The sequence below is a fragment of the Shewanella sp. S23-S33 genome (genome assembly GCF_043359565.1).
GTDB lineage: Bacteria > Pseudomonadota > Gammaproteobacteria > Enterobacterales > Shewanellaceae > Shewanella > Shewanella oncorhynchi.
The window spans coordinates 80,907-106,184 of the sequence record NZ_JBHFFD010000076.1; the positions used below are offsets into that span (position 1 = coordinate 80,907).

Genomic DNA, 25,278 nt, shown 5'->3' on the forward strand with positions numbered 1-25,278 from the left:
ATGGCCGCCAATTTCGCCGCGCGCGCCAATCAAGCGCTAATGCAATCGTCCCCTAAATGGCGCCTCGCCATTTGGTTGCTATTGATGCTGTCTGCCAGTCTGTGGACTTTGCAACTCTGGCAAAACGGCGCAAGGGTGCAGAGCGATATTCTCGCCATGCTACCGCATTTACAGCAGGACAAACTCACAGAGCGCGCCCTTAACCAAGTTGAAGCGACGCTCGCCGATCAAGTCTATATTGCGCTCGTCGCCAAGGATGAAACCACGGCAATCGCTGCGGCTAAGCTGTTGATGCAAAAGCTTGAAACAGACCTTGTTGCTACTGGCAAAAATGCTGCACTCACAGAGATTCGCAGCGCCGATATGCAGCTCGGTGAAGCCTTGGGGCAATACTATTTCCCCCACAGATTTAAATTACTGACAGCGCCACAAGCTGAGGCGTTAGCAACGAAAGACATTGGAAATCTGATTGAAGCGGCCACAGCGCAGCTTTACAACGCCTTTAGTTACGCCAATAGCAACTTGCTTGCCCAAGATCCGCTGCTGTTATTCCCCGCCAATTTACTCGCCCTCGCGCCGAGTTCAAAAGTCAGAGCCAGCCAAGGTATTCTGCTGGCTAATCAAGGCGATAATGTTGCCGCGGTTGTTATGGCAAAGGGCCAAGAAAGCGCTTTTAATCCCAATGCGCAATTAGCGCAGATGACGGCATTAACCCTAGGGTTGGATGCGGTTGAAAAAAACTACCCAGATATTACCGTGCTCAAAGCTGGCGCCCTGTTTCACGCGATTGCGGCGACACAAACGGCTAAGAGTGAAATCTCGATCCTTGGTCTTGCATCTTTACTTGGGGTCATAGCTTTAGTCTGGCTGGCGTTTCGCTCTGTAATGCCGCTACTGCTGGCGATTGTCACTATCTCCAGCGGGCTGTTGCTGGCCGTAACTTTTACCTTAAGCGTGTTTGGCGAGCTGCATTTACTCACCTTAGTGTTTGGTACTAGCTTGATTGGCATTGCCATCGACTACAGCTTTCATTTTTACTGCGAACGCTTAAGCGATACCGAACGCAACGCAAAGGCGACGGTCGCGTATATCTTCCCCACAGTGACACTTGCCTTTATCACCAGTGCCTTAGCTTATGTGGGCATAGGTTTAGCGCCGTTTCCTGGGATGCAGCAAGTGGCGATTTTCTGCGCCGCGGGGCTGCTCGGTGCCTATCTCACCCTCATTCTCGCCTACCCACAGTTAGCAGGAAGTCGTTTGCCATCGGGCTCCCGCCCATTAGCGTTAGCGGGGAAGTACCTTGCCAACCTCACTCAGTTATCCAACCGATTGACCACACCTTTAGGCATGGGCATGTTTGCTTTAGTGATAGTGGTGTGGTGTCTGGTTGGCGTAACCAAGTTAACCGTCGATGACGATATTCGCCATTTGCAGCAAAGCCCCGCGAGCGTGACTGAACCTGAAAATAAGCTCAGGCAGCTACTCAGCGGCGGCACAGATAATCAATTCTTACTGGTACGCGCCGCGAGTGAAGAAGCACTGCTGCAACAGCTTGAGCGAGTGTCACCACTGCTGGATGCCGCTATCGCCAATCAAGAGTTAGGCAACTACGTCAGCCTCAGCCGTTATCTGCCCTGCCACCAAAGGCAAGACACGGCTTATCGCTTACAGGGTGAAATCTATCAAACTCAGATAGATACTGTGCTCACAAGCCTTGGGTTGGATGAGAACTTAAAGCCAGAGCTGCAAGCAAGCTACTTAGCAGCTAAAGAGCAATATATCAGTCCAGCAGATTTCTTTACGCAAGAGGCAGGCAAGCAACTCGCACCGCTGTGGCTAGCACCAAATGGCAAGGCCACCGACTATGACGTTCTAAATGATGGCGGCGCGAGCGCTGAGCATGGTGCCATTGTCTTGCTTGGCGGCATTAAACAGATCGACGCGATCAAGGCGCGCTTTGCCCATGATGAAAGCGTACAACTTATCGATAAAGTCGCGGATATCTCCGCCGTCATGGGCCATTACCGACTGTTAACCCTAAAGCTGTTAGCGCTCGCACTCGGTATCGCACTCTTGTTGTTTAGCCTGAATTTTGGCATTAAAAAAGCCGCGGTTGTCGTTGCCGTTCCAGCCCTTGCGGCCTTGCTAACGCTTGCAACCTTAGGCTTAACGGGCTCGCCACTGAGTCTGTTCCATGCACTCGCGCTCATTTTAGTTTTCGGGATTGGGATAGACTACAGCTTGTTCTTTGCCTCTGCTCAAAACCACGGCAAGGCAGTGATGATGGCGGTATTTATGTCCGCCTGCTCGACCCTATTAGCCTTTGGTTTACTCGCCTTTAGCCAGACCCAAGCGATTCATTATTTTGGTTTAACCCTGTCACTAGGTATAGGTTTAACCTTTTTACTTTCGCCACTGATTTTAACGACTAAAAAGTCCTGATAACGACAAGGAACGTACTTTACATGCCTACACCCGCTCACGATTTATCGGCTATGCCAAATTCACTTGCCGTCGATGTGGCTATTATCGGCGCAGGACCTTCAGGCGCCATTGCCGCCAGCTTGCTACACCAACAAGGCAAGCGCGTGCTGGTGTTAGAAAAACAACATTTCCCCCGTTTCTCCATCGGTGAAAGTTTACTGCCCTGCTGCATGCAGTTTATCGAAGAAGCCGGCATGTTAGAGGCGCTCAATGCCGCCGGATTCCAACATAAAAATGGCGCCGCCTTTCGTCGCAATGGCACTTACACTACCTTCGATTTTACCGATAAATTTACCCCAGGGCCGGGCACCACATTCCAAGTGCAGCGCGCCAGTTTTGATAAACTGTTAGCCGATACCGCCCAAAGCCAAGGGGTCGAAATCCGCTACGGCGAAACAGTCGAGGCGATAGATTTAACCGAGAATCCATGCTTAATGGTGCGCAATGAACAGGGCGAGCTTTATCAAATCAGCGCCCAATATGTGCTTGATGCCAGTGGTTTTGGCCGTGTGTTACCCCGCTTGCTCGACTTAGAAAGTCCGTCTTGCCTACCACCGCGTAGCGCCATCTTTACCCATGTGGAAGACAACATCAGCGATCCTAACTTTGATCGAAATAAAATTTTAATCAGCGTCCACCCAGAGCATAAAGACATTTGGTATTGGCTCATTCCCTTTAGCAATGGCCGTTGCTCACTCGGCGTGGTTGCCGAACCGCAATTACTTGCGCGTTTACAAGGTTCGCTTGAGCAACAATTGATGAACATAGTCAATGAAGAACCAGGACTAAAAGCCCTACTGGCAAACGCTAAGGTGGTGCAAGAATGCGCCACACTCAAGGGTTATTCAGCCAATGTGTCACGGCTTGCGACCGACAAGTTCGCCCTACTGGGTAATGCCGGCGAGTTCCTTGATCCGGTATTTTCCTCCGGCGTCACTATCGCCATGCAATCGGCATCGATGGCAGCAAAATGTGTGACTAAACAACTCAATGGTGAAACGGTTGACTGGCAAGCCGATTACTCAGCGCCTTTAATGCAGGGGGTGAATACCTTCCGCACCTATGTGCAAGCTTGGTATGATGGCCGCTTTCAGGATGTGATCTTCTATGAAGAACCGAATCCACGCATCAAGCAAATGATTTGCTCGATTCTGGCGGGCTACGCTTGGGACCTCAATAATCCCTTCGTTAAAGACTCGGAGCGCCGCCTGAACATGGTGGTCGAATTGTGCCAAAACCAAGTTGCCATTCCTGAATTTGCAGAGGCGTAACCGCATGTCGCTTAACTTTGACGCGAAATGGCGAGTGTTCCCCGCGCTACTGATCATCAGTCTAGGGCTGACGGGATGTAGCGAACTGCTGTTCAGGCAAACCTGTGTCGGCCTCGCTAAAGACATGCGTTATTGCTTGGCGCCACTGCCCCATGATTTTGCCCCCGCAGCCGATAAGCCTCTGACTAAGCCGACGGCCAAACCTGCCGACATTAGCAGCCCGCAAACCGAGAGCAAAACGGGCGTATCCTCACCCCAGTCCTTTAGCCAAAAGGTCAGCATTAAAGTGGGTGATAAATCCCACGAGCTGCTCACTCAATTAGAGTTAGAGAATGAGCGCATGACGCTCGTTGGCTTAGCGCCACTCGGACAGGCTTTGTTTACCTTAGTTTATGATGGTAATACACTCAGCAGTGAACAAAGCATGCTGCTAGGGGACAGTTTTAAAGCTGAGTATTTAATGGCGATGATGCAACTGATCTATTGGCCTGAGCAGAGTATTCGCGCCCATTTAGAAGGTGGTCATTTAGTCACAGGCCTTTGCGATACGGTTGGGGGAAATCAGGGCGATACGCTTATAGGCACCCGAGAGAATACAATCCTCTGTCGCCAGATCTATCGTCAAGACACCTTGATCAGTAAAAGCGGCCAGCAAACCCATGTGGTGCAAATCCGTTATCAACAAAATATCGGCGATGCTCTTTGGCAAGCCCACATCAGCTTAACTATGCCACAAGCTAAGTTTGAGCTAGAAATCGAACCTATTTAATCTGTTAGCATCCGCACTTAACTGTGCCATGGTAAAAAGACACACAATGATGAACAGAGTAGCTATTACACAGATTGGATTGTGTACCCCGCTAGGGCAAGATCCCCAGCAGGTTTTAGACCGCCTGATCGCCGGTGATACCAGTGCGATGCTGCGCAGTGACACTCTCCTGTTCGAGCACCCAACCTTAGTTGCCCCCGTGACGGCAGCACTACCAACCATTCCCGAAAAACTCATTCAGTTCGATTGCCGTAACAACCAATTACTGCTGTGCGCCGCACTGCAAATTGCGACCACAGTTGAACAAGCGAAACGGGATTTTGGTCATGCCCGTATTGGTGTAGTGCTAGGCACGAGCACGTCAGGGATTTCAAAAGGTGAAGCCGCGCTGAGCTACCGCAATCAACACGGATACTTTCCGGCGGATTACCACTATTTCCAGCAAGAACTCGGCAGCACCAGCGACTTTTTACGCCAATATTTTGAGCTAGACGGCCCTTGCTACACGATTTCAACCGCCTGCTCATCCAGCGCCAAAGTGTTTACCAGCGCTAAACGCCTATTACAGGCTAACCTCTGCGATATGGTGATTGTCGGCGGTGTCGACAGTTTATGCCAACTCACAGTCAATGGTTTTCACGCCTTAGAATCTGTCTCGAAAGGCCACTGCAATCCTTTTAGTATCAACCGTGATGGCATCAATATCGGCGAAGGCGCGGCGTTATTCACCCTCACTTTGGGCGAGTCAGAGGTCATGCTAGCGGGTATTGGCGAGTCGAGCGATGCCCACCATATGTCGGCGCCACACCCCGAAGGCGAAGGCGCCATCGCTGCCATGCACGCGGCGTTGCAAGATGCACACATTGCAACAAAAGACATTGGTTACATAAACTTACACGGTACAGCCACGCCTAAAAATGATGCGATGGAAAGCCGCGCCGTGGTTGAAGTGTTTGGCGTGAACACGCCCCCTTGTAGCTCGACCAAGCCCTTAGTCGGCCATACCTTAGGTGCCGCTGGCGCCATTGAAGCCGCCTTCTGTTATTTATTACTTTCAGCACATAATCACGACCAAGCCCTGCCGCCCCATCAATGGGACGGACAAGTCGATCCACAGGATCCGCCCATTGCCTTGGTCGAGCGCCATCAAGTCGCCGCTAATGGCGCGCTTAATTATGTGATGAGCAATTCCTTCGCCTTTGGCGGCAGCAATGCCAGCCTGATTTTCTGCCGTAACGAGGCCTAGTACCATGCAGTTACTTAAGATCAATAAACCCTTTGCTGAACAGGATATTGCCGATTTTATTCCCCATAGGGCACCGATGATTTTGCTCGATAAAATCATTGGCTATCGGCGCGATAACCTAGAGACCGAAGTCACTATCACGGCCAAGAGCCCTTATTTCGATGATAAATATCAAGCCGTACCCAATTATGTGGGTATCGAATATATGGCTCAAAGTATTGCCGCCCTTGCTGGGGTTGAGGCAAAGCTTCGCAATGATAAAATCCGCGTGGGCTTTCTATTGGGATCGCGCAAATTAACCTTGTATGCCAAGCAATATGAGCTCGGGCGCACCTATCGCACCCAAGTCAGCCGCCTCTATCAAGAGGAATCGGGATTAGCGGTATTCGATTGCCAAATTTATCTGCTGCCCGAAGCCGGCACTGAGCTAGAAAAGAGCTTAGTGGCCCAAGCCAATGTGAATGTGTTCCAACCTCAGGACACACAAGCCTACCTTGCAGGCAATCAAGACGCAGCAAATAGAAGTCTTGGGCACTAAAGCAATGATGTAGATAAAAAAGCCTTAAAGCGCCTTAACAAGCGACCTTTTTACCATAAATACATGAAACCCCATACCGACACATAACGATAAAATGGGGTGGAGAAAACAGATGAATAACAGAGTATTAGTTACCGGTTCGAGCCGCGGTATTGGTAAAGCCATCGCCCTAAAACTCGCCGCTGCGGGTTTCGATATCGCCCTGCATTACCACAGTAACCAAGCAGCTGCCGATGACACTGCCGCGCAAATCCGCGCGCTTGGGGTGAATGTGAGCCTGCTGAAATTTGATGTCGCCGACCGCGCAACCGTCAGAGCCACCATTGAAGCCGATATCGAGGCCAATGGTGCCTATTATGGCGTGATCCTCAATGCTGGTATCAACCGCGATACCGCCTTTCCTGCTATGACAGAAAGCGAGTGGGACAGCGTCATCCATACCAACTTGGACGGCTTTTATAATGTCATCCATCCCTGTGTGATGCCTATGGTACAAGGCCGCAAGGGCGGGCGTATCATTACCTTAGCCTCTGTTTCTGGGATTGCGGGCAACCGTGGCCAAGTCAATTACAGCGCCTCAAAAGCGGGTATTATCGGCGCGACTAAGGCATTGTCATTAGAGCTGGCAAAACGCAAAATCACCGTCAACTGTATCGCCCCCGGCTTGATTGAAACCGACATGGTGGCCGATATTCCTAAGGATATGGTCGAGCAATTAGTGCCGATGCGCCGCATGGGTAAACCGAGTGAAATCGCCGCCTTAGCCGCATTTTTAATGTCTGACGATGCCGCCTATATCACTCGCCAAGTGATATCGGTCAATGGGGGCATGATCTAAATGAGCGAACCGACAAATCAAACCCGCTTAGGGAAACGAGTGGTCGTCACTGGCATTGGCGGCATTACCGCCATGGGCCATGATTGGGAGGCGATAGCAGCGAGCCTTAAGGCGCAGAAAAACTGCGTCGTCACTATGGGCGAATGGGATAAATACGATGGTCTCAATACCCGCTTAGCCGCGCCCATTACCGACTTTGAAGTGCCAAGCCATTATTCGCGCAAGAAAATTCGTTCTATGGGTCGGGTTTCCATCATGGCGACCCGCGCCAGTGAACTTGCATTAATCGATGCGGGATTGTTAGACGATCCTATCGTGTCCTCGGGTGAAATGGGTATCGCCTATGGCTCGTCCACTGGCAGTACCGATGCCATCATCGCCTTTGGCGATATGTTGAAAACCGGTGATATGTCGGGCGTCACCGCCACGAGTTATATCCGCATGATGGCACACACCACAGCGGTGAATGTGGGGGTATTTTTCGGCTTAAAAGGCCGAATTCACACCACTAGCAGCGCCTGTACCTCGGGGAGCCAAGGCATAGGTTACGCCTATGAAGCCATCAAATACGGTCATCAAACCTTAATGTTGGCGGGCGGCGGTGAAGAACTCTGCCCCACAGAGGCTGTCGTGTTCGATACCTTATTTGCCACCAGCACTAAAAACAGCACTCCCGAACTCACGCCACGCCCCTTCGATGCGAGCCGTGATGGTCTAGTGATTGGCGAAGGTGCTTGTACGCTGGTGCTCGAAGAGCTCGAACACGCCAAGGCGCGTGGTGCAAAAATTTATGCTGAGTTAGTCGGTTTTGGCACTAACTCCGACGGCCAACACGTCACCCAACCAAACGCGCAGACCATGGAAATCGCCATCAGGTTGGCGCTCAAAGACGCCCAGCTTGAGCCTAGCGCCATAGGTTATGTGAACGCCCATGGTACGGCAACGGATCGCGGTGACATCGCCGAAAGCCACGCGACCCACGCAGTATTTGGTGCTGGTATGCCGATTTCATCCCTTAAAAGCTACACGGGCCACACCTTAGGCGCATGCGGCGCGTTAGAAGCTTGGGTGAGTATTGAGATGATGAATGCGGGCTGGTTTGCGCCGACACTCAATCTTGAAAGTATCGACCCACAATGCGCTGATTTGGACTATATCCGTAACGAACTGCGCCCAATCGATACAGATTATGTCATGAGTAATAATTTCGCCTTTGGCGGCATTAATACCTCGCTGATTTTTAAACGCTGGAAAGATTAACAACAGATACAAACCCTATAAGGACATACCCATGAAACCACTATTTGCAGGTATTTTGCTTAGCATCGTTTTTTTCAGTTCACCCACATTTGCCCAAGATTACACTGTTGAAACCTATCAAGAAATTTTCAAGGGTGATAACCAATTCAAGCAAAAAGAAGCCATTGAATCACTCACCATCGCTGGTTTAACCGATCCTGCCATTTTTGATGCGCTCGAAGCAAAGCTACTCGCATCTTTGCCCCAAGCCACTGAAAAAAATGCCATTGACTACAGTGCTTGGTTAGTCAAAGGCTTAGCTTATTCAGGCAATGATAAGTACAGCGAAACCATCAACAAGATTGTTAATGGTGATTATCCTAAAAAACTCAAAAAATACGCAGGTCAAGCTTTAGAAAACATAACGATATATAAAAAATGGAATGCGATTCTTGCGGATAAAAGCCAATATACTGCCGATCAAAGTCAGCAAAATAATGCCTTTGCCAATGCCCTACGCAGCAATGATTTAGAATTAATGCGTCTCGCGGCTAAACGCATCATAGATGACCGCCAGTACGATGATTTTATCCTAGCCGTACTCAGTAACGAATTGAAAACACCACGCTTAATGGCCGATGATAAACTCGCCATCGATACCTATGCCAACATGGCAAAAGCGCTAGCTAGTTCAGGGAATACCGCTTACCGCGATGTGATTGAAAATATGGCAACCACGAGCTCAAACAAAAAGCTCAAAAACTACGCCGAGAGTTATTTAAAGAAGTACTACTAAACCTGCCCGCTTTACGCTTAGTCGAGTAAATCATGGCCGAGCTTATCCTCGGCCATTTGTATATTCGCCTATACAGGCTTGCCATGGTAATCACTCACTACACTGTGAAAGAACCTAGAGGCTCTAAGTTGATAAACGAGAGTTACCGAAGGCGAAGAGGCAGTTAAACATAGATATTGTTCAGAGTGAGGCCAACCATAGTACAGGCTCGACGACACGGTGAATAGAAACCTATGGTTTCTAAGCTTATGAACGAGAGCCATGGATGGCGAACTGGCAGTTAAACACGGATGTTGTTCAAGTCCATCCTTGGATGCTCGACCGCACCGTCCATGGGGCGGACGGTCGTCTCACCAATAACCAAGGTTTGCCTTTTGAGCACAAGCAACATCTGTAAGCTTAAAAAGCTAGAGTCACATTAACACTTTGAAAAATTGCTATTTACAACTGAACATTTAGGAAATTTAACAATGGGTGGCTTGTTAAATTATGGGTGGCTTGTTAAATTTTTTCCTTTAGGGCTCACTTTGGCAACACGCATCTTCGCCTAATGCTAGGCTTTAGGGCGGGCTTGTAGCGGTGGAAAGGTCATCACAGTCCCGAAGGGGCGACAACATAAGATGGTTAGACTTTTGAAGGTTATTAAATGAAGCTATTGATAGCATAACCACATGCCTTTAATTCTTTTGCCACTTCATTTTTCCATGCTCCGTTTGGGTCTAAGGTGACATATACGACACCACTTATATCATTTGGAGTCTCGATTTCACCTTTCACAAGTGAGCATACGTTTTCTCTACCTAGCTTAGCCATGAGATAGCCATGCTCAAATACTACATTTTGTCTCGCTCTATTTTTAGGACGAATATTCGTTTCATGAGCACCACGCCCGTGGTCACAAGCGGTATAAAGCACAAGAGCAAAATCGGCATCATTGGAATAGTGTTCAATCTTTTCGATAATAGTCATGCCAACACTTGCTTGTTCATGCAAAATAATTGCTTCTAGACCCAACTTTTCAATAAACCGGCTAACTTCTTGCTTGGCTTCGTTGTCTCGCCCATGAACAATAAATACTTTTCGTTTATTTCTTGTCACAACCTTGGATTTGTTCGGTGATGTATTTTGAAACACTCCAACTGGTGAAGTAGGTTGGGTTGGCAGGCCAAACTCAAGCATATCAAGAACAGGGGTAAACTCCTCAGATAGATATGTTCTTCGCTCGGCATATGTTCCAAATTTTTGTTTTATAAATCCCCAGAAAGTATCAAGGCTTCTGTGTTGCTTTAACCATTGAGGAAGTAAAGGGGAGACATTGGGATTGCTTAACAATTCATGACGTAGACGTTCAAATTCTCGTGAATCAGCAGCTAATCCTGTAGCCCTTGAGGTCAAAAGGTTTACAAGATAACTGACCTTATCGAAGTCACTTTCTAAAAATTCGATGCTCAAGTTTAGTTCCTTTGCTCGGTACAATATTGGTATGCAGCCTAACGCTTAACATATGGGATTTTACGAGCGCTTTCAGCGAGTAAAATACCCAGCATGATGTACTTATTGACTACTCTTATTTATTAGCCATTTGCCTTTAACACATCTCAGCCAATATCTTCAACAAGTACTGCTGCAGCGATTTTTTTGGCAATGTCTTCAACTGTATCATGTTCGGTAGTGAAACCAGCCAAGTCTGGGAGTATACCGCTGTACTGCTTGACATCATCGAAGGTCACATTGTGCAAAACGGGAATTAGCGTACTCTTATTTAACAATGCTCCAAGCTCCCGCTCAGTCCAAAATCTACCAGTCAAATAGGCTGGCGTAAGAACTGCAATACCAGAACGAGCTCTCCTAAGCCCCGCATCCATTTGCAGTGACTGGCTACGCCCAGGAATAATTGCAACCTCATCAAACCACACGGCCACACCCAAGCTCTCAAGTTCATTTCGAAGCAGGGAGGCAACCTCACTTCCATCAATTCGAGCGTAGCTTAGGAAAGAATCGTATTCTCGAGGGTCAAGTGACGCAACTGCCTGGTGTACTTTATCTGCAAGTTGACGTTCAGGTTCAGTATATCTAACAGAGCTTGAAGCAGTCCGTAGCTGTCTATTGAGGTCAGCTATAACTCTCCTATTATGAGAATCCGCTTTTTGATTATGTTGCTGCACAGCTCTATTTTGGTCGGCGATTACTTTCCGATTATGTGCGTCGACCTTACGATTATGGTCGTCGATGATTTTCTTATTGGCACGATTTACTCGGTCAACCTCGTGCTTAATCTGTTGCTCGGCTTTACGTTGCGCCTCTTGGATTTTTCGTTTTAGTTCATTAGGGTTGAACTTTGCCATAATTAAATTTCCTTGTGCACATCACACATCCCCCTGGCTAAAAGATATTACCCAGACTTTTTGTTAAACAAAAATACACTAGGGTTTGGACTTCTAGGGCAAAATTATTTAAACATGACAGCAAGTTATCACCGTTATCGCATCACATTCAACCATTTGCGATACAAAGAAAGCGAGAAGATATTTACCGCGTCAATTTTTGGCACGGTAAATTTTGGCTATAGAAAATAAAACTTTCATTTAAAAAAATGGGATATAACTTTACTCCTTAACAATTGACCAATAACACCTGAGCCTAAGGAATACACCATCCCCTCGGAGTTGCCGCAGGGCATTAGCGTTCGTTGCGTGATCGAGGCATGGATGCCGAGATAGCGTCAGTCGAATCAGGGACGAGCGTCTGACGCGATAGCATAAGGACGCTTAATGCCCAAGAGGCTTTCAACTCCGTTGGGGACGCCGGGCCATGTTTTATAAATAAGCCAAAAGGGGAACAGGCGCTTTTCCCCTTTTGGTCGGGTGTGGGGTGAAAACCCACGACTTTGATTCTGCGTTTATCTTTAGCTAAAGCTAAAAACTCTTGGCCTAGCATTTGCTTATCCACCATGCGCATTGGCAAACAGACGACAAAGCGCGATGACGCCATTATGGATAAGCCAAAATAATAGGGAGCACCCGATCTGCTATGAAATCCACCATAAGAGCCATGAAAATAACCTTAGATGACCTTAAAGGGCCTGAGATTGCGGCTTTACTGCAGGAACACCTCGACGATATGCGGGCAACCTCTCCGCCTGAAAGCGTTCACGCATTAGATCTTGACGGCCTGCGTCAGCCCAATATTCGCTTTTGGACCCTGTGGGATGGCAACAATTTAGCGGGCTGCGGTGCACTAAAATGGTTAGATGCCGAGCATGCGGAGATCAAATCCATGCGCACCGCCGCGCCCTATAAGCAGCAAGGTATAGCGTCTAAAATATTGCAGCACTTGATTAACGATGCCAAAAGTGTTGGCATCAAACGCCTCAGTCTAGAGACAGGTTCAATGGACTTCTTCAACCCAGCTCGCCTGCTGTACTGCAAATTTGGTTTTGAAATCTGTGGCCCCTTTGCCGATTATCGACTCGATCCCAATAGCGTGTTTATGACGAAGAAAATCTAAAACACATGCGCCTTAGTCTTTTAAATTCATCTCTAAGGCGCTTTGCTGCAGTTAAGTATTCGCTCGCTTAACTACTGATGCAGTTCTGTGCCCGTTCCACCAATGGATAATAAACCCAAGCAACAGCCCCCAAAATGCGCTGCCGATGCCCAGCACACTAAAACCTGATGCCGTGACCAAAAAAGTGATCACTGCCACTTCGCGATCTTCGGTTTTAGCTAATGCGGCGGTCAGGCTATTGGCGATAGTGCCGAGCAGGGCTAATCCGGCGATGGCCAGTACTAATTCCTTCGGGAAAGCGGAAAACAGACCAACCACAGTGGCACCGAGTAACCCAGTGATAAAGTAAAATACGCCGCCCCACACCGCCGCCCAGTAACGGGTCGCGGGATTCGGGTCAGCTTCTTTACCCATACAAATCGCCGCTGTGATGGCGGATAAGTTAAAAGCAAAACCGCCAAAGGGCGCGAGGATAACCCCGATGAATCCTGTAGTCGTGATCAAAGGTGAAATGGGTGGCCTGTAGCCATTACCGTGCAGCGCAGCAACGCCCGGCATATTTTGCGAGGCCATAGTCACCACAAACAGCGGTAATGCTACGCCAATCACACTCGCCAACGAAAACTCAGGTGTAGTCCACACCGGCATCGCCAGTTGCAACTGAACCGCATCTAGCTTGAGCAAATCTAATTGAAAACTCATACCTATGCCCACCAACAAGGTCAGCAAGATGATGTAACGCGGCGCAAAAGGCTTAACGATGACAAACACCAACAACATGATCAAAATTAGACTCAGCTGGGTTTGCATTGCCTGAAATAGCCCTAGGCCAAATTGCAACAGTATCCCCGCCAACATGGCTGAAGCCACCGACTGCGGCATAATACGGATAAGCTTATCCATCCAGCCCGCCACCCCGCAAAGGGTGATTAACAGAGAACTCACCAGAAAAGCGCCTATGGCTTGGTTGACGCTCAATCCCGCTAGGCTTGTCACCATCAGCGCCGCGCCCGGTGTAGACCAAGCCGTTAGAATAGGATTCTTGTAGTAAAGCGATAACCCTATACTGGTCACACCCATGCCCACACCTAAAGCCCACAGCCATGAACTGATCTGTGCTGGTGTCGCCCCCACAGCCTCAGCCGCTTGAAAGATGATCACAGCCGAGCTGCTATAACCCACTAATACCGCAATAAAACCCGCTGATATTTTTGATAAACTCCCTGCATCTCGCCACATATCCACTCCCTTTCTCTGCAATTAGTGTCGCCATTACTTTGTGCGCTATAACTTATAAAATGAACAAGATAGCTTTTTGTGCGCTATAACGTACGAGATGGACAAGATAACACCTGTGCGTTATAACGTACAAACTAAATTTTCATAAAAATGATGGGGCCATTGTGCAGACGATAAACAGCTATCTCGCCACCACGCTTAAAGCACTTCGCAACCAAAAGGGATGGAGTTTAGATAAAGCCGCCCAAGAGACGGGCGTTAGTAAGGCTATGATAGGACAAATCGAGCGCGGTGAATCAAGCCCAACCATTGCAACGCTGTGGAAAATTGCCAGTGGATTCAATATCTCGCTGTCGACCTTTCTCGAACCCACGCCCCAGAGCCAAGGCGCTGTATTCCGTAAGCCCGACGAGTTACGCCAACAACCCGCCACCGACGGCATGTTAGTCGCCTCACTCTTCCCCTTTGAAGAGCGCTTCGGTTTTGAGATGTTTGAACTCACCCTGCTGCCAAACTATGAGCGGCTTTCTGAGCCTCATGAAGCTGGCGTCACTGAACATGTCATTGTTTTAAGTGGCACTATGGAAGTGTTAGTCGATGGACAGTGGCAAACGCTCAAACAAGGTGAAGCGGTACGATTTGCGGCCGACAAACCCCATGGCTATCGCAATCTCAACGACCAAGCCGTGGTTTTCCACGACATCATTCACTATCAACGAGGCAGTGAATCTAGCTTGTAGCAGCTTATCTAACGCCAGTAATGCAGAGTTCGAGTACCAACAACGCCAAAGACCAAACCATTACTACCGATAATTTGCAGCGCTTGCACTCGTCAATTCATTAGAATAAACTTATTGAAAATTTTCTAATGGTAGGGACAATGCTATGTTTCAATCTTTACTGGCTAAGTTATCCGGCAGCCACTCGGGCGAAAAATGTTGGCAATTGATTGAACAAGGCGCACGGGTGATTGATGTGCGTTCGCCGGAGGAATTTGCCTCAGGTCATTTGCCCCAAGCCATTAATGTGCCGCTGCCAACACTCGACCAATGGTTACACCAAGTCGACAATAAGCAACATCCCTTCGTGCTCTATTGTGGCGCGGGTATTCGAGCGCAAAAAGGCTGCGACATTCTCAAGGCCAATGGCTTTAGCTGCGTGGTAAATGGTGGCTCGCTTAAAGATTTAGTCTGCTGCCAGCCGAGCTAATTTAAGCCTTGGTTGTGCGGCGCTAATCAGGCCAGTCTGTACATTGTGATGACTTAAATATCTGCGAGGTGGTGTATGCATAAAACAAATCATGCCAAAGCGTTACAGTTTGAAGCCACACAGGGTAACACTGCTGAAAAGCCGCTTGAAACTGAGCGCCATGCACGCTTTAGCATCAGTCGTAATCGCGACCAAGCCAGCACTAAGGTGCGTTATGTTGAGACAAGCACCCTAGCCAAAGGCTGCAGCCTTTGCGAATAAACAGCTTAGCGTGCCACTTAAACCTAGCCGCTCGAGTCTAGTTGCTCAAACCTAGCCACTTAAGCAAAGCGTGCTTAGCTTAAATGGACATACAAAAATGCCAGCCTATTAAGGGCTGGCATTTTTTATTCAGCTAAATCAAATAACTCAGCTAATCAACGGAACAATTAAGCTTTCAGCAGATCTATGCTGTGTTTCGCTTCGCCCATGCCTTTATCGTGTGCTTCAGGACCCATATTCAGTGCTTCGGCGTAAACCACTTCAACATTGGTGATACCCATAAAGCCTAAAACCGTTTTCAAGTAAGGTACAACGTGATCCGTTGGGCCATCTTTGTGAGCGCCGCCACGGGTCGTCACTAACACAGCGCGTTTACCTTCCACTAATCCTTTTGGACCCGTTTCAGTATAAGTAAAAGTCACACCAGCACGGGCGACAAAATCGATCCAGTTTTTAAGTTGAACCGGAATCGTAAAGTTGTACATAGGTGCAGCGATAACAATCGTATCGTTCGCTTTTAATTCAGCGACTAAGGTATCTGATAAGGCGAGCATTTCTTGCTGACGTGCCGATAATTCTGCACCACCGCGTAACCCAGAAGCGATTTCACCGTCTACCATAGGCAGTACGTCTTTACCGCCTAAATCACGCACTGTAATAACGGCGCCTTGGGTTTCCCAGTGACTCGCTAAGTGGTCAATTAACACGGCAGATTGTGAATAACCGCCAAGAATGCTTGATTTTAAAATTAAGACTTTAGACATAATCTGCTCCGAAAATAGGTAAATGACTCAGAGTCAGATGGAATATCTCAACTCTATGACGCTAGTGTATTAGCCCATAAAAAAGAAATAAAGCGGATAAAATCTGAGATTAGCTTCGATTTTTTAGAAAGGTTATACATCACCTTCGACGTACAGATACACTAAATTGCTTTCGACGCATTCATACTTTCGACGTACTAACATACAGGCCTTCAAAAACCGCACACAATGAATCCATACAATACAATTGCACTTCCAGCTTCACCTTAACTCTGCGCCCCCTTTGTAACGGGCTGAGATCCACATCTGGCCATTGTACTTTTACCACAGGCTCACAAGTCACAGGAGCAAGATAACGAATATGGGCATCGGCGAGCACAATATCACCCGCCACGCCCACTAACTGCTGATTTAGCCACACGGCACCCCAGCCTGTTAAGGTCATCAAGGTATAAATGCTGCCCGCAAACATGGTCTGATGCAGATTAATATTGGGCATCATCGGCGCTGTGACTCGAAATTCTCCCTCGCTGTAATCGAGTGGCACTATCTGCATAAACTCGCTAACAGGGATCGTACTGTGCCAAGTCTGGCGTAATTTAATGAGTAATTGATCCATGTGCATTCCCTTAATACTCCCTTGGTACAAGCGACATTGATTATGCCGAGTACCCCATCACCTAGACCCCTAGATAAACATCACGATAGAAGCTACACCTGCAGATTAAAGGTCACTGGGCCATCATTGACTAAGGACACTTGCATATCGGCGCCGAACTGTCCAGTTTCTGTGTGAACGCCCTTAGCGCGGCAGAATGCGACAAACTCTTCATACAAGCCTAAAGCTTGTTCCGGCGTACCCGCCCCTGAAAAACTCGGCCTCAAGCCACGACCCGTATCGGCAGCCAAGGTAAATTGTGACACGACTAACAAAGACCCACCGACTTGTTCTAGATTGAGATTCATCTTGCCATTTTCATCGGAAAAAACGCGATAACTCATGACTTTAGTCGCCAACTTTTCCATCTTCTCGCGGGTATCTTCTTGCTCGACACCGAGCAGAACCAACAAGCCTTTATTGATTTCACCTAAGGTTTGGTTATCGACCGCCACACTGGCGCGACTCACTCTTTGAATTAACGCAATCACAACTTTTCCTTTTAGATTAAGGCTTAACGGGAACCATTTGCGGCATTAGCGGTAGCGGGCGGATATATTGCTCTACGCCATCAGGCAAAGATTGTACGACTTGCGCCAAGCCGCCATTCGTCCACAGCATAAAACGACGTAACTCTTCTATTTCAATACGGTCGGCAAAGGTCACTGTACCTTGCACTTGGATCACCGCGCCTTGGTCCAGCAACACAAACTTGGCAAAATTAAGCTTCTGATTCAAGGTGCCAATCACGGCAGGCAACTCTTGGCTAGCCTGCAATTGCGGGTGCACAGCATAGAAGCGATTCATTAAAATACGGTCAATGCCCGCCGAATTGATACTCGGCTCAAGCAAGAATTGGTTATTACCAAACTGCACAGCCACTTTAGTCGGCGCAACTTGGGTGGCGAGATAATTTGCGTCAATCAACGCTTGATACAAGCGATCAGCGGCAGTTTCATTGGTCACCCCACCGAGTTCAACAACTTTGGGCGCGACAGGGGCACTCACGACCTCCTGAGTCGCCACTGGATCAATAGCGCTTGTTTGAGAAGGAGCCGTGGTAGCACACGCGGTTAATCCGAATAAACTGGCACTGATGAGCAATGTTTTCATTGTATTTCCCTTTGATGTATCCACGACCACATGGCATGGATTTCTGCTGTAACCGCCAAAAACAAAGACTCACTATTGAGCATATGTCCGCCATCGACAACAGATTGAATTGTAATAGCATGCTCCAACCCAGCCAAAAAATCGCGTAATAGCGTCGCTGGGCAAATCGCATCCTGCATTCCTTGCAATAACACACTACGCGCCTTCACTCTAGGCGTCACGCGCTGTAACACATTCATGGCATTGAAGTAATTATGTCGAGCAAAGTGTAACTCGATATTGGCTAATGCTAATACGGATTCGGGTAACAGCCTTGGTAGCACTAACCTCGCCCCCGCAAGCTGCAACTCCCACTGCACCCAACGCCGCGCAAAATGGTATCGCACATTTTCATCGGCTGATGCCAAACCTAGATGATATGAATCCAGTAATTCAGTCAGCGATAACTGAACCGGAAAAATGTCATTGAAGAGTCGATAAGCCGCAGGTTGCAATTTTGCCGCGCCGTCAACGCCATAGAGCCAGTCGAGACCTTCTTTGGATGGAATAAATAACGCCCACAGTACCTGTGCAATCACCCGCTCAGGGAATAATCCGCTGTAAATTAAGCCTAATGTGGCCCCAAAAGAGCCACCTGCTAAACACCAACGCTCAATACCCAATGCGAGGCGAATCGCCTCAATATCGCTAATCAAACCAGTGAGATGGTTGTTGGCTAAATCGCCAAAGGGTAAAGATTGTCCAGAACCGCGTTGATCTAAAAGCAAAATCCAATATTGATCGCCATTAAATAAAGCTAAATCACCGATATCACAACCCGCTCCTGGACCGCCGTGCAAATACAGCAGTGGGATACCTTGTGGATTACCGTATTGCGCCAGATGCAATTGCTGACCATTGCCAACGTTAAACCAGTCGCGACGGATAAAAGATGGGAAGGATTCAGGCATTCAGTGTCATCGCCATTAATAATCCTCTAATGGCGTCATTCAGATTTAGCCACCGCCTTGAGTGCCGTCACCTCAGCCGAAGTTAACACCGCAGCGGAATTTTCTTGGGAGGCATTTTCTAGGGGCTTAGCATTCAGAACGGTTTCGTCATCATCTGAGCTCGACTCATAATCTAAATACTCAGGCATAGCGGCGGTAATTTCCGCGCCGAGTAATACTATCATCCACGATAAATACACCCAGACAAAGATAATGGGGATCACGGCTAAAGCACCATAAATCGCTTCATAACTCGGAAACTGAGTGACATACAAAGCAAAGGCTTTTTTACCTAACTCAAACAAGATTGCGGCAACAATCGCCCCTAATAGTGCATGTAGAAACTTCACTTTTTGATTAGGCACCACCATATACAACAACAAAAATGCCGCCACAGAGAAAAGCATAGGTAAACGCTCAAGAAACACGGGCACCACACCCGACAACTGACCGTCAAAGACCTTCAATGACACCACGTAGGAAGTGGCGACCAAACTGGCCCCCACCAATACCGGGCCCAAAGTGATGACCATCCAATACATAGAAAAAGCCACCACCACTGAACGCTTCTCTTTAGTACGCCAAATGTTATTGAGCGATTTATCAATGGCGGAAATTAGCAAAATGGCAACCACGACTAAGGCCGCAATCCCGACCGCAGTCCCCTTAGAGGCATTGGCCACAAACTCATTGATATACACTTGCACAGTATCGCCAGCGGCAGGTAAAAAATTCTGATAAACGAAACCTTCTATCTGTCCACGTATCCCCTTAAATACCGGAAAAGCTGACAGCATAGACATAGTCACCGCCACCATAGGCACGAGTGACAACAGTGTGACATAGGCTAAATGTCCGGCGCGAATATTGATTTGATCTTCAACTAAACGCCGTCTCAAATGCAGCAGGAAGTGCCAGATCCCGAGGAATAAGGCGCGAATTTGTGCCAGTTCTATCTTCTTAGTCACGGGTTTCTCTTGATTCTGTTGGTATAGACTCGTTATCTTCGTACAATAAACACTTAATTTACAAGTCTAAGGAGTGAATTGATGTCTCAACAAGGATCTGCAGGTAACGTTATTTCTGCTATTGCTAGCCTATTTTTTCCTGGGCTAGGCCAATTATTGCAAGGCAGAATAATGGCCGCACTGTTATTTTTCATTATCACAGTGGTGGGTTATGCCCTCTGGTGGCTGATTGTGCCCGCGGTAATAGGTGCTATCTTTCATCTGTGGAGCATTATCGATGCGGCTCGATTTAAAGCCGATTAATTAATTTCATTCAGCGACGGAACACCCAATGAAAAGACTGATAGCTTCAGGGCTGATTGCCACAAGTCTCCTGCTTAGTGGTTGCCAGAGTGCCTACTACGGCGCAATGGAAAAGGTCGGTTACCATAAACGCGATATTATGGTCGACAGAGTTAAAGATGCGAAAAAATCCCAACAGGATGCTCAAAAAGAGTTCAGCTCAGCCCTAGAAGAAATGCAAGCGCTGCTCAATTACAGTGATGGCAACTTAGAAAAAGCCTATAGCAGAGCCAAAGATGAATACGAATCGGCTCAAAGTGCCGCCGACAACGTCAGCAACCGCATCAATAAAGTCGAAGATGTAGCCGAAGCACTGTTCGATGAGTGGCAAAATGAAATTAGCGAGATCAGTAAAGCCAACCTACGCCGCAACAGTGAAACTAAACTCAAAGAAACGCGCCGCGCCTATGAACAATTGATTAAAAGTATGCGCCGTGCCGAGTCAAAAATGCCGCCGATACTCACCGCCATGAAAGATAATATGCTGTATCTCAAGCATAACTTGAACGCCCAAGCCATTGGTGCGATTAAAAGCGAATTTGCGAGTCTGCAGACCGATATTTCTGGCCTGATTAAAGAGATGAACACCTCGATTAACGAATCGAGCAAATTTATCGAAGCACTCGAAAAATCAAAAAATTAATCCAAATGCCCCACTGAACGCCTAAGCCTTAGCAAAATAAATTGCTGGGGCTTTTTATTCTTTGTGTGACCTCGCACGCTGTCCCTGCAAGCCATACTTTATTTGTGCAAGACTAAAACACTTAGCTTTGTGAGCTATGGCGCGCTTTAATTGATTGATAGCGCGAATCTTAGATCTGACGCACAATTTCACTTATTACTCAAAAACTTATCCTCAGTTCACCACTCAGAGCCTGTACTTGTAACTTATTAGCTGTATTCATCACTATGACTTTTATCGAATCACTCACGCTGATGTTGGCACTCATGTATCTCGCCTCCCTCAGCTATTGGAGCGGCCAGAAATGGGGCGCTGTCGCCACTCTGTTGCTCAGTATCGGTGCGGTGGCAATGAGTCTTTATTGGCCACTGGCTCTCGGGCTTCTTATTGCACTACCACTGATGCTACTTGGGCATAAATTTGCGCCTGATGCACTCAAGGGTGAAATTAAAATCAATACCCTTCGTGAAGGGACTCAACATGTTTTAGCGCTATCGCTCTTGCTGGTTGCCATACAATACACAATCAATACCGTACTGCTTAAGCAAGGAATCACACCTTGGCTAATGCGCCCAGACGTAGTCGATGCCTTTTTACCGATTGCGGGTGGCATTGAGCTTAAAGCCATTATCAGCCTCAATTTGTGGGATCAAACCCATCCTGCGGCAGCAGTCATGCTAGCGGCGGTATTACTCACAGGTTTACTCTGCAAGCGGGCATTTTGCGGTTGGGCTTGCCCATTAGGTCTGGCAGGGGAATATCTGTATTCCTTTAGAAAACGCTTTATTAAATCAGAGCTTACACCACCCGCTTGGCTAGATTGGCCACTGCGAATGTTGAAATATCTATTACTCCTAGCACTTTGCTACATAGTCATTGGTATGCCAGCACAATCCATCCCCCATTATCTTGAAGGTAATTATCATAAGATTGCCGACTTGAAGATGGCATTGTTCTTCCTAACACCCAGCCTAATCACGCTACTGGTATTTACGCTGATCCTCGCTTTAGCGGCATGGCGTCGTCAGGGATTCTGCCGTTACTTGTGTCCCTATGGTGCTATGCTTGGGATCTTAAGCTTTGCGAGCCCATTAAAAATTCGCCGCAATACCCAGCACTGCCTTATCGAAGCAAAAGGGATGAAATGCGACAAGTGCACCCGCGCTTGCCCAGCAAACATCATAGTGCACACTAAAACAACGGTTCGCAGTGACGAGTGCCAAGCCTGCATGCGCTGTGTCGCGGCTTGCCCTAAATCCGCCGCCCTCGGCCTTGGACTAAAATCTGGCCACAGACTCGGTCATAAGGGATTGCTCGCATTAGTGCTCATCGCATTATTCATCCTACCGCTGGGCGCTTACTTAGCGGGGTTCTGGCATAGCCAAACACCAGACAACATCCGCATGGAATTGATCCAAGTGATTAATAGAATTGGGCACTAGAACGCGCGACATCACTAGAACACCTAAAATGACACATATAATGGGATCCAATTGCGATGGAATAAAACACTAACGAAATTGGAAAACAGCAGCAGATAAGACTAGCAAACCTCAAAATGGAAACCTTTAGGTACAACTAAAGGTTGACCAACTTAGTAGGAATAATCTGAAAGGATTAAAATAAAATCATATAGAACAGATGCTTAATTGACACAAAATCTAATTACTGGTCTAATTCGCGCGCATTTAATAAAGGAATGTATTAACCAAAGGAATTATTGTGTGAAAAAATCATTATTGATCGCTCTTACTGCTCTACCATTATTTGCTTATGCTGGCCCATTCGATTCAATCGTTAAATCAGCAACTCAATCTGTCACTGACACAGTGAATGATACGGCAACCAATGCGTTAGACAGCGCAACGAATGAAGCGATTAAAAATACATTCGGCATTAAAGAAGGCTCAACCAAGCAAACAATCACTGAAAAATTAGGTGCGCCTGCTAGCACTTATAATGAAGCGGATCTAGAAGTTTGGGCCTATGATCTTAGTGCGTTAAATGCAGCTTCTCCAATGCTGGCAGAAACCACTAAGACTTTGCTGAAAGATAATGAAGTCGCTCAGAAAAATGTGACTATCAGCTTCAAAGGTGAAAGTGTCAATGCGGTAAAATTGGCAGATAAAGCTAAGTCATAAGCTTGACGCTCACTCGATAGGGCTCTAAGTCCTATCGAGTATCCCGACGTCCTCGGCCGCACCACAACGATGATAAGCGTCAGCAATAAAGCCACTGCCAAGTAATGCTATCCAGAAAAGACCTCACGTGCCGCCTAGTGACACACTCAGCTAACGCAATCCAGTAACCTCTCATCAGCAACCCCCGCTAAGCAATACCAACGAGCTTTGCCTGATTTTGAACTCGTGACGACTGCTGTGCTATTATGCGCCATTTCTCAATGTCTGATGATCAAATTAATCGTATGAAGTTAAGTCAATTTCGCAGTGTGTTGTTTCTTTATGTCTCAATGTTATTCATTCTCGCCTGTTTCCGCTTAGCCAATTACATTGCGTATCACGATTATTTTGCGGGAAGTATCGATGTCATGACGATACTGTTCACTTCAGTTAGATTTGATCTAATGACAGCAAGCTATGTGCTGCTATTGCCGACCTTACTCATATTAACCCCAGCAAAGGGACGAATTGCCTCAATGATAAAAGGAACTGGACTGCAACTAGGTCTAGTTATGCTGATGCTATCGACCATCGCACTGATGGGTGATTTCATCTATTTTGGGGTAGTAAACAGACACACATTTAATGATCTGCCTCTACTCATGACAGAGACATCATTTATTATTCCGTTTCTAGTCAAAGATCATCTTGCTCTGACCATATTTAGCTTAGTGTTAGTTATTTCAGCCATCCTTTTTTGGCTAAAAAAATGGCGTACCCTTTTCTATGTCACCAAACCGCATAAATCATTTCTAGCTCAATGTGGTACATTTTTACTCGCATTACCCTTATTGATCCTGTGCATGCGCGGATTAGACTTACACGGTAAGCCATTAGGGATTATCGATGCCTATGATAGCCAGAATGAGCAGCAAGCTAATTTGATATTAAATGGCATTTACACGGGGGCCAAAGGAACAGCACAGAGCTACCAACGCACAGATTACAAATATTTCAACGCAGAACAGCTTGCAGCCCGTCTGAACAAAACTGAAGATGAAGCATATCAATATCCATTTCTCAGTCAATTCCCTGAAAATAGCCCCAATGGCCGTAACTTAGTCATTATTTTAGTTGAAGCATTGAGCTACGCCTATGTCGATGGCCTATCCGGATCAGATTATAGAGTCACACCATTTTTAGATGAATTATCTAAAAAAGCCGAAGTATATGACAATTTTTACGCCGTCGGTCAGCGCAGTAATTTAGGGGTTCAAGCCAGCTTATTCGGCCTACCGCCCCTAGAAAGTGTGGGCTATATTGGTGGTGGTCTCGAATTATCACGCCTCACAAAAATCGGTAATATCGCCCAGTCACACGGCTACCAAACCCAAATGCTGCAAAGCTCAAAACGCGATTCCATTCGCCTAGATTCCATCGCTAACTATACGGGTTTTCAGCAATATTTAGGTCGCAGTGATATCCCCATTACCCGCACAGATTATCCCGATCCCGATGGTGCTCAATTTGGTTGGGACTATGAAATGCTAATGAAAACACTCGAACTGGCCAATAAAAGTGACAAACCTTTTATCAGTTTTTCATTTACAGGCACCACCCACATGCCATACGTAGAAACACCGAAGCACTTACAGGTTTATCCGTATGGCCAAGATACATTTACAGATTTTTTGAACACTGTTAGATATACAGATGAAGCTCTTAAAGCATTTTTTACAGAAGCTTCAAAGCAGGACTGGTACGAAAATACGACTTTCATGATTTTAGCAGATCATACCTTGTTCAATACGAAAACGCCGGGCTTAAAAAGTGCATTCCATATTCCGTTATGGATTTACCGTCCAGGGCAAAACATAGCCCCTAAACGGCATAAAATACTTGCAAGCCAACTAGATATTTTACCTACAGCTTTTGATTTACTCGGTTTTAATAACGAGTTCGCATCTGTTGGACGATCACTTTATAGAGACCGAAAACCCTACAGCATAGTCGTAAAAGGGGACTTACTAGGCGCATTTACTAACTCAGGTTCGTTTTTAATTGCGGGAGATAAAATCATATCAGAGAGTGATAGTGCAGATTTTACTCAAAATGATGCTCCTAAGTATGCAGAACAACTAAAACTTGAATTCCAACTATCCCAACAGGCTGTGTTAAATAATACTTGGGCTAAATGATACATTAAGTGAATGCAAAACAATTTTGTCTCACAGACCATACTGCA

General features: G+C 47.0%; 27 protein-coding genes. 17 read left to right on the plus strand and 10 right to left on the minus strand.

The window, feature by feature from the left end:
* The 8 genes from ACHA99_RS21945 to ACHA99_RS21980 all read left to right on the plus strand — a co-directional run bounded on the left by ACHA99_RS21945 (position 1) and on the right by ACHA99_RS21980 (position 9,181).
* On the plus strand, positions 1 to 2,442 hold the full coding sequence (locus ACHA99_RS21945; RefSeq protein WP_393944956.1) for an MMPL family transporter: 2,442 nt from the start codon (positions 1 to 3) through the stop codon (positions 2,440 to 2,442).
* A gap of 23 nt (positions 2,443 to 2,465) precedes the next feature.
* Positions 2,466 to 3,755 carry an NAD(P)/FAD-dependent oxidoreductase gene (locus ACHA99_RS21950; protein WP_393944958.1) on the plus strand — a complete coding sequence of 430 codons (1,290 nt, stop codon included), beginning with the start codon at positions 2,466 to 2,468 and terminating at the stop codon, positions 3,753 to 3,755.
* 4 nt (positions 3,756 to 3,759) lie between these two features.
* Positions 3,760 to 4,524 (plus strand): DUF3261 domain-containing protein, encoded by a 765-nt coding sequence (locus tag ACHA99_RS21955; RefSeq protein ID WP_393944960.1) that lies wholly within the window; start codon positions 3,760 to 3,762, stop codon positions 4,522 to 4,524.
* A gap of 46 nt (positions 4,525 to 4,570) precedes the next feature.
* The gene (locus ACHA99_RS21960) at positions 4,571 to 5,770 is read left to right on the plus strand and encodes a beta-ketoacyl-[acyl-carrier-protein] synthase family protein (RefSeq protein ID WP_393944962.1); all 1,200 of its coding nucleotides are present in this window, start codon (positions 4,571 to 4,573) and stop codon (positions 5,768 to 5,770) included.
* A gap of 4 nt (positions 5,771 to 5,774) precedes the next feature.
* Positions 5,775 to 6,308, plus strand: a complete 534-nt coding sequence (locus tag ACHA99_RS21965; protein WP_393944964.1) for a hotdog family protein — start codon at positions 5,775 to 5,777, stop codon at positions 6,306 to 6,308.
* 112 nt (positions 6,309 to 6,420) lie between these two features.
* Positions 6,421 to 7,146, plus strand: coding sequence for a 3-ketoacyl-ACP reductase FabG2 (locus ACHA99_RS21970; protein ID WP_263174288.1), 726 nt, complete (start codon positions 6,421 to 6,423; stop codon positions 7,144 to 7,146).
* The gene (locus ACHA99_RS21975) at positions 7,147 to 8,406 is read left to right on the plus strand and encodes a beta-ketoacyl-ACP synthase (protein WP_393944966.1); all 1,260 of its coding nucleotides are present in this window, start codon (positions 7,147 to 7,149) and stop codon (positions 8,404 to 8,406) included.
* A gap of 31 nt (positions 8,407 to 8,437) precedes the next feature.
* Entirely contained in the window at positions 8,438 to 9,181 is a 744-nt protein-coding gene (locus tag ACHA99_RS21980; RefSeq protein WP_393944968.1) for a hypothetical protein, read from the plus strand.
* 642 nt (positions 9,182 to 9,823) lie between these two features.
* On the opposite strand, the gene ACHA99_RS21985 is transcribed toward ACHA99_RS21980, so the two are convergent.
* The 3 genes from ACHA99_RS21985 to ACHA99_RS21995 all read right to left on the minus strand — a co-directional run bounded on the left by ACHA99_RS21985 (position 9,824) and on the right by ACHA99_RS21995 (position 12,172).
* Positions 9,824 to 10,633 (minus strand): TIR domain-containing protein, encoded by an 810-nt coding sequence (locus ACHA99_RS21985; RefSeq protein ID WP_393944970.1) that lies wholly within the window; start codon positions 10,631 to 10,633, stop codon positions 9,824 to 9,826.
* Positions 10,634 to 10,779: 146 nt separating this feature from the next.
* A complete protein-coding gene (locus ACHA99_RS21990; protein WP_393944972.1) occupies positions 10,780 to 11,526 on the minus strand; it encodes a toll/interleukin-1 receptor domain-containing protein in 747 nt (248 codons plus the stop codon).
* Between the two features lie 334 nt (positions 11,527 to 11,860).
* Complete coding sequence (locus tag ACHA99_RS21995; protein WP_393944974.1) at positions 11,861 to 12,172, minus strand: hypothetical protein; 312 nt, start codon at positions 12,170 to 12,172, stop codon at positions 11,861 to 11,863.
* A gap of 39 nt (positions 12,173 to 12,211) precedes the next feature.
* Here ACHA99_RS21995 and ACHA99_RS22000 point away from each other — a divergent pair, with 39 nt between their 5' ends.
* Positions 12,212 to 12,688 (plus strand): GNAT family N-acetyltransferase, encoded by a 477-nt coding sequence (locus ACHA99_RS22000; protein ID WP_393944976.1) that lies wholly within the window; start codon positions 12,212 to 12,214, stop codon positions 12,686 to 12,688.
* Positions 12,689 to 12,739: 51 nt separating this feature from the next.
* Here the strand turns inward: ACHA99_RS22000 and ACHA99_RS22005 are convergent, their stop codons facing one another.
* Positions 12,740 to 13,927: a benzoate/H(+) symporter BenE family transporter gene (locus tag ACHA99_RS22005; protein ID WP_393944978.1), complete on the minus strand. Its 1,188-nt coding sequence runs from the start codon at positions 13,925 to 13,927 to the stop codon at positions 12,740 to 12,742.
* A 164-nt stretch (positions 13,928 to 14,091) separates the two neighbouring features.
* Between ACHA99_RS22005 and ACHA99_RS22010 the strand changes: the two genes are divergently transcribed.
* The 3 genes from ACHA99_RS22010 (at position 14,092) to ACHA99_RS22020 (ending at position 15,397) form a co-directional block, all read left to right on the plus strand.
* Complete coding sequence (locus tag ACHA99_RS22010) at positions 14,092 to 14,667, plus strand: helix-turn-helix domain-containing protein (RefSeq protein ID WP_393944980.1); 576 nt, start codon at positions 14,092 to 14,094, stop codon at positions 14,665 to 14,667.
* Positions 14,668 to 14,812: 145 nt separating this feature from the next.
* Positions 14,813 to 15,136 (plus strand): rhodanese-like domain-containing protein, encoded by a 324-nt coding sequence (locus tag ACHA99_RS22015; protein WP_105251132.1) that lies wholly within the window; start codon positions 14,813 to 14,815, stop codon positions 15,134 to 15,136.
* 75 nt (positions 15,137 to 15,211) lie between these two features.
* Positions 15,212 to 15,397, plus strand: a complete 186-nt coding sequence (locus ACHA99_RS22020) for a hypothetical protein (RefSeq protein WP_168826480.1) — start codon at positions 15,212 to 15,214, stop codon at positions 15,395 to 15,397.
* 167 nt (positions 15,398 to 15,564) lie between these two features.
* On the opposite strand, the gene azoR is transcribed toward ACHA99_RS22020, so the two are convergent.
* From azoR to ACHA99_RS22050, 6 genes are all read right to left on the minus strand, one after another.
* Positions 15,565 to 16,161: an FMN-dependent NADH-azoreductase gene (gene azoR / locus ACHA99_RS22025; RefSeq protein ID WP_263238308.1), complete on the minus strand. Its 597-nt coding sequence runs from the start codon at positions 16,159 to 16,161 to the stop codon at positions 15,565 to 15,567.
* Positions 16,162 to 16,342: 181 nt separating this feature from the next.
* Positions 16,343 to 16,780 carry a thioesterase domain-containing protein gene (locus ACHA99_RS22030; protein ID WP_263182129.1) on the minus strand — a complete coding sequence of 146 codons (438 nt, stop codon included), beginning with the start codon at positions 16,778 to 16,780 and terminating at the stop codon, positions 16,343 to 16,345.
* A 92-nt stretch (positions 16,781 to 16,872) separates the two neighbouring features.
* Positions 16,873 to 17,310 carry a D-aminoacyl-tRNA deacylase gene (gene dtd, locus ACHA99_RS22035; RefSeq protein WP_338259626.1) on the minus strand — a complete coding sequence of 146 codons (438 nt, stop codon included), beginning with the start codon at positions 17,308 to 17,310 and terminating at the stop codon, positions 16,873 to 16,875.
* Between the two features lie 16 nt (positions 17,311 to 17,326).
* Positions 17,327 to 17,932, minus strand: a complete 606-nt coding sequence (locus tag ACHA99_RS22040; RefSeq protein WP_393944984.1) for a hypothetical protein — start codon at positions 17,930 to 17,932, stop codon at positions 17,327 to 17,329.
* On the minus strand, positions 17,929 to 18,882 hold the full coding sequence (locus tag ACHA99_RS22045; protein ID WP_393944986.1) for an alpha/beta fold hydrolase: 954 nt from the start codon (positions 18,880 to 18,882) through the stop codon (positions 17,929 to 17,931). Before ACHA99_RS22045 ends, ACHA99_RS22040 begins: the two co-directional genes overlap by 4 nt.
* Positions 18,883 to 18,917: 35 nt before the next feature.
* A complete protein-coding gene (locus ACHA99_RS22050; protein WP_393944988.1) occupies positions 18,918 to 19,889 on the minus strand; it encodes a virulence factor BrkB family protein in 972 nt (323 codons plus the stop codon).
* A gap of 81 nt (positions 19,890 to 19,970) precedes the next feature.
* Here ACHA99_RS22050 and ACHA99_RS22055 point away from each other — a divergent pair, with 81 nt between their 5' ends.
* The 5 genes from ACHA99_RS22055 (at position 19,971) to ACHA99_RS22075 (ending at position 25,231) form a co-directional block, all read left to right on the plus strand.
* Positions 19,971 to 20,192, plus strand: coding sequence for a hypothetical protein (locus tag ACHA99_RS22055; protein WP_006079786.1), 222 nt, complete (start codon positions 19,971 to 19,973; stop codon positions 20,190 to 20,192).
* 28 nt (positions 20,193 to 20,220) lie between these two features.
* The gene (locus ACHA99_RS22060) at positions 20,221 to 20,874 is read left to right on the plus strand and encodes a DUF2959 domain-containing protein (protein ID WP_168826470.1); all 654 of its coding nucleotides are present in this window, start codon (positions 20,221 to 20,223) and stop codon (positions 20,872 to 20,874) included.
* Positions 20,875 to 21,140: 266 nt separating this feature from the next.
* A complete protein-coding gene (locus tag ACHA99_RS22065; protein ID WP_393944990.1) occupies positions 21,141 to 22,355 on the plus strand; it encodes a 4Fe-4S binding protein in 1,215 nt (404 codons plus the stop codon).
* 282 nt (positions 22,356 to 22,637) lie between these two features.
* Positions 22,638 to 23,054: a hypothetical protein gene (locus ACHA99_RS22070; RefSeq protein WP_105251122.1), complete on the plus strand. Its 417-nt coding sequence runs from the start codon at positions 22,638 to 22,640 to the stop codon at positions 23,052 to 23,054.
* Between the two features lie 260 nt (positions 23,055 to 23,314).
* On the plus strand, positions 23,315 to 25,231 hold the full coding sequence (locus ACHA99_RS22075; protein ID WP_393944992.1) for an LTA synthase family protein: 1,917 nt from the start codon (positions 23,315 to 23,317) through the stop codon (positions 25,229 to 25,231).
* Positions 25,232 to 25,278: the final 47 nt, after the last annotated feature.

Excerpts from the sequence above, each read along its gene's own strand:
- ACHA99_RS21945 (WP_393944956.1), top strand. The coding sequence starts at position 1 with ATGGCCGCCAATTTCGCCGCGCGCGCCAATCAAGCGCTAATGCAATCG.
- ACHA99_RS21950 (WP_393944958.1), top strand. The coding sequence starts at position 2,466 with ATGCCTACACCCGCTCACGATTTATCGGCTATGCCAAATTCACTTGCC.
- ACHA99_RS21955 (WP_393944960.1), top strand. The coding sequence starts at position 3,760 with ATGTCGCTTAACTTTGACGCGAAATGGCGAGTGTTCCCCGCGCTACTG.
- ACHA99_RS21960 (WP_393944962.1), top strand. The coding sequence starts at position 4,571 with ATGATGAACAGAGTAGCTATTACACAGATTGGATTGTGTACCCCGCTA.
- ACHA99_RS21965 (WP_393944964.1), top strand. The coding sequence starts at position 5,775 with ATGCAGTTACTTAAGATCAATAAACCCTTTGCTGAACAGGATATTGCC.
- ACHA99_RS21970 (WP_263174288.1), top strand. The coding sequence starts at position 6,421 with ATGAATAACAGAGTATTAGTTACCGGTTCGAGCCGCGGTATTGGTAAA.
- ACHA99_RS21975 (WP_393944966.1), top strand. The coding sequence starts at position 7,147 with ATGAGCGAACCGACAAATCAAACCCGCTTAGGGAAACGAGTGGTCGTC.
- ACHA99_RS21980 (WP_393944968.1), top strand. The coding sequence starts at position 8,438 with ATGAAACCACTATTTGCAGGTATTTTGCTTAGCATCGTTTTTTTCAGT.
- ACHA99_RS21990 (WP_393944972.1), bottom strand. The coding sequence starts at position 11,526 with ATGGCAAAGTTCAACCCTAATGAACTAAAACGAAAAATCCAAGAGGCG.
- ACHA99_RS21995 (WP_393944974.1), bottom strand. The coding sequence starts at position 12,172 with ATGGCGTCATCGCGCTTTGTCGTCTGTTTGCCAATGCGCATGGTGGAT.
- ACHA99_RS22000 (WP_393944976.1), top strand. The coding sequence starts at position 12,212 with ATGAAATCCACCATAAGAGCCATGAAAATAACCTTAGATGACCTTAAA.
- ACHA99_RS22005 (WP_393944978.1), bottom strand. The coding sequence starts at position 13,927 with ATGTGGCGAGATGCAGGGAGTTTATCAAAAATATCAGCGGGTTTTATT.
- ACHA99_RS22015 (WP_105251132.1), top strand. The coding sequence starts at position 14,813 with ATGTTTCAATCTTTACTGGCTAAGTTATCCGGCAGCCACTCGGGCGAA.
- ACHA99_RS22020 (WP_168826480.1), top strand. The coding sequence starts at position 15,212 with ATGCATAAAACAAATCATGCCAAAGCGTTACAGTTTGAAGCCACACAG.
- azoR (WP_263238308.1), bottom strand. The coding sequence starts at position 16,161 with ATGTCTAAAGTCTTAATTTTAAAATCAAGCATTCTTGGCGGTTATTCA.
- ACHA99_RS22030 (WP_263182129.1), bottom strand. The coding sequence starts at position 16,780 with ATGGATCAATTACTCATTAAATTACGCCAGACTTGGCACAGTACGATC.
- ACHA99_RS22040 (WP_393944984.1), bottom strand. The coding sequence starts at position 17,932 with ATGAAAACATTGCTCATCAGTGCCAGTTTATTCGGATTAACCGCGTGT.
- ACHA99_RS22045 (WP_393944986.1), bottom strand. The coding sequence starts at position 18,882 with ATGCCTGAATCCTTCCCATCTTTTATCCGTCGCGACTGGTTTAACGTT.
- ACHA99_RS22055 (WP_006079786.1), top strand. The coding sequence starts at position 19,971 with ATGTCTCAACAAGGATCTGCAGGTAACGTTATTTCTGCTATTGCTAGC.
- ACHA99_RS22060 (WP_168826470.1), top strand. The coding sequence starts at position 20,221 with ATGAAAAGACTGATAGCTTCAGGGCTGATTGCCACAAGTCTCCTGCTT.
- ACHA99_RS22065 (WP_393944990.1), top strand. The coding sequence starts at position 21,141 with ATGACTTTTATCGAATCACTCACGCTGATGTTGGCACTCATGTATCTC.
- ACHA99_RS22075 (WP_393944992.1), top strand. The coding sequence starts at position 23,315 with ATGTCTGATGATCAAATTAATCGTATGAAGTTAAGTCAATTTCGCAGT.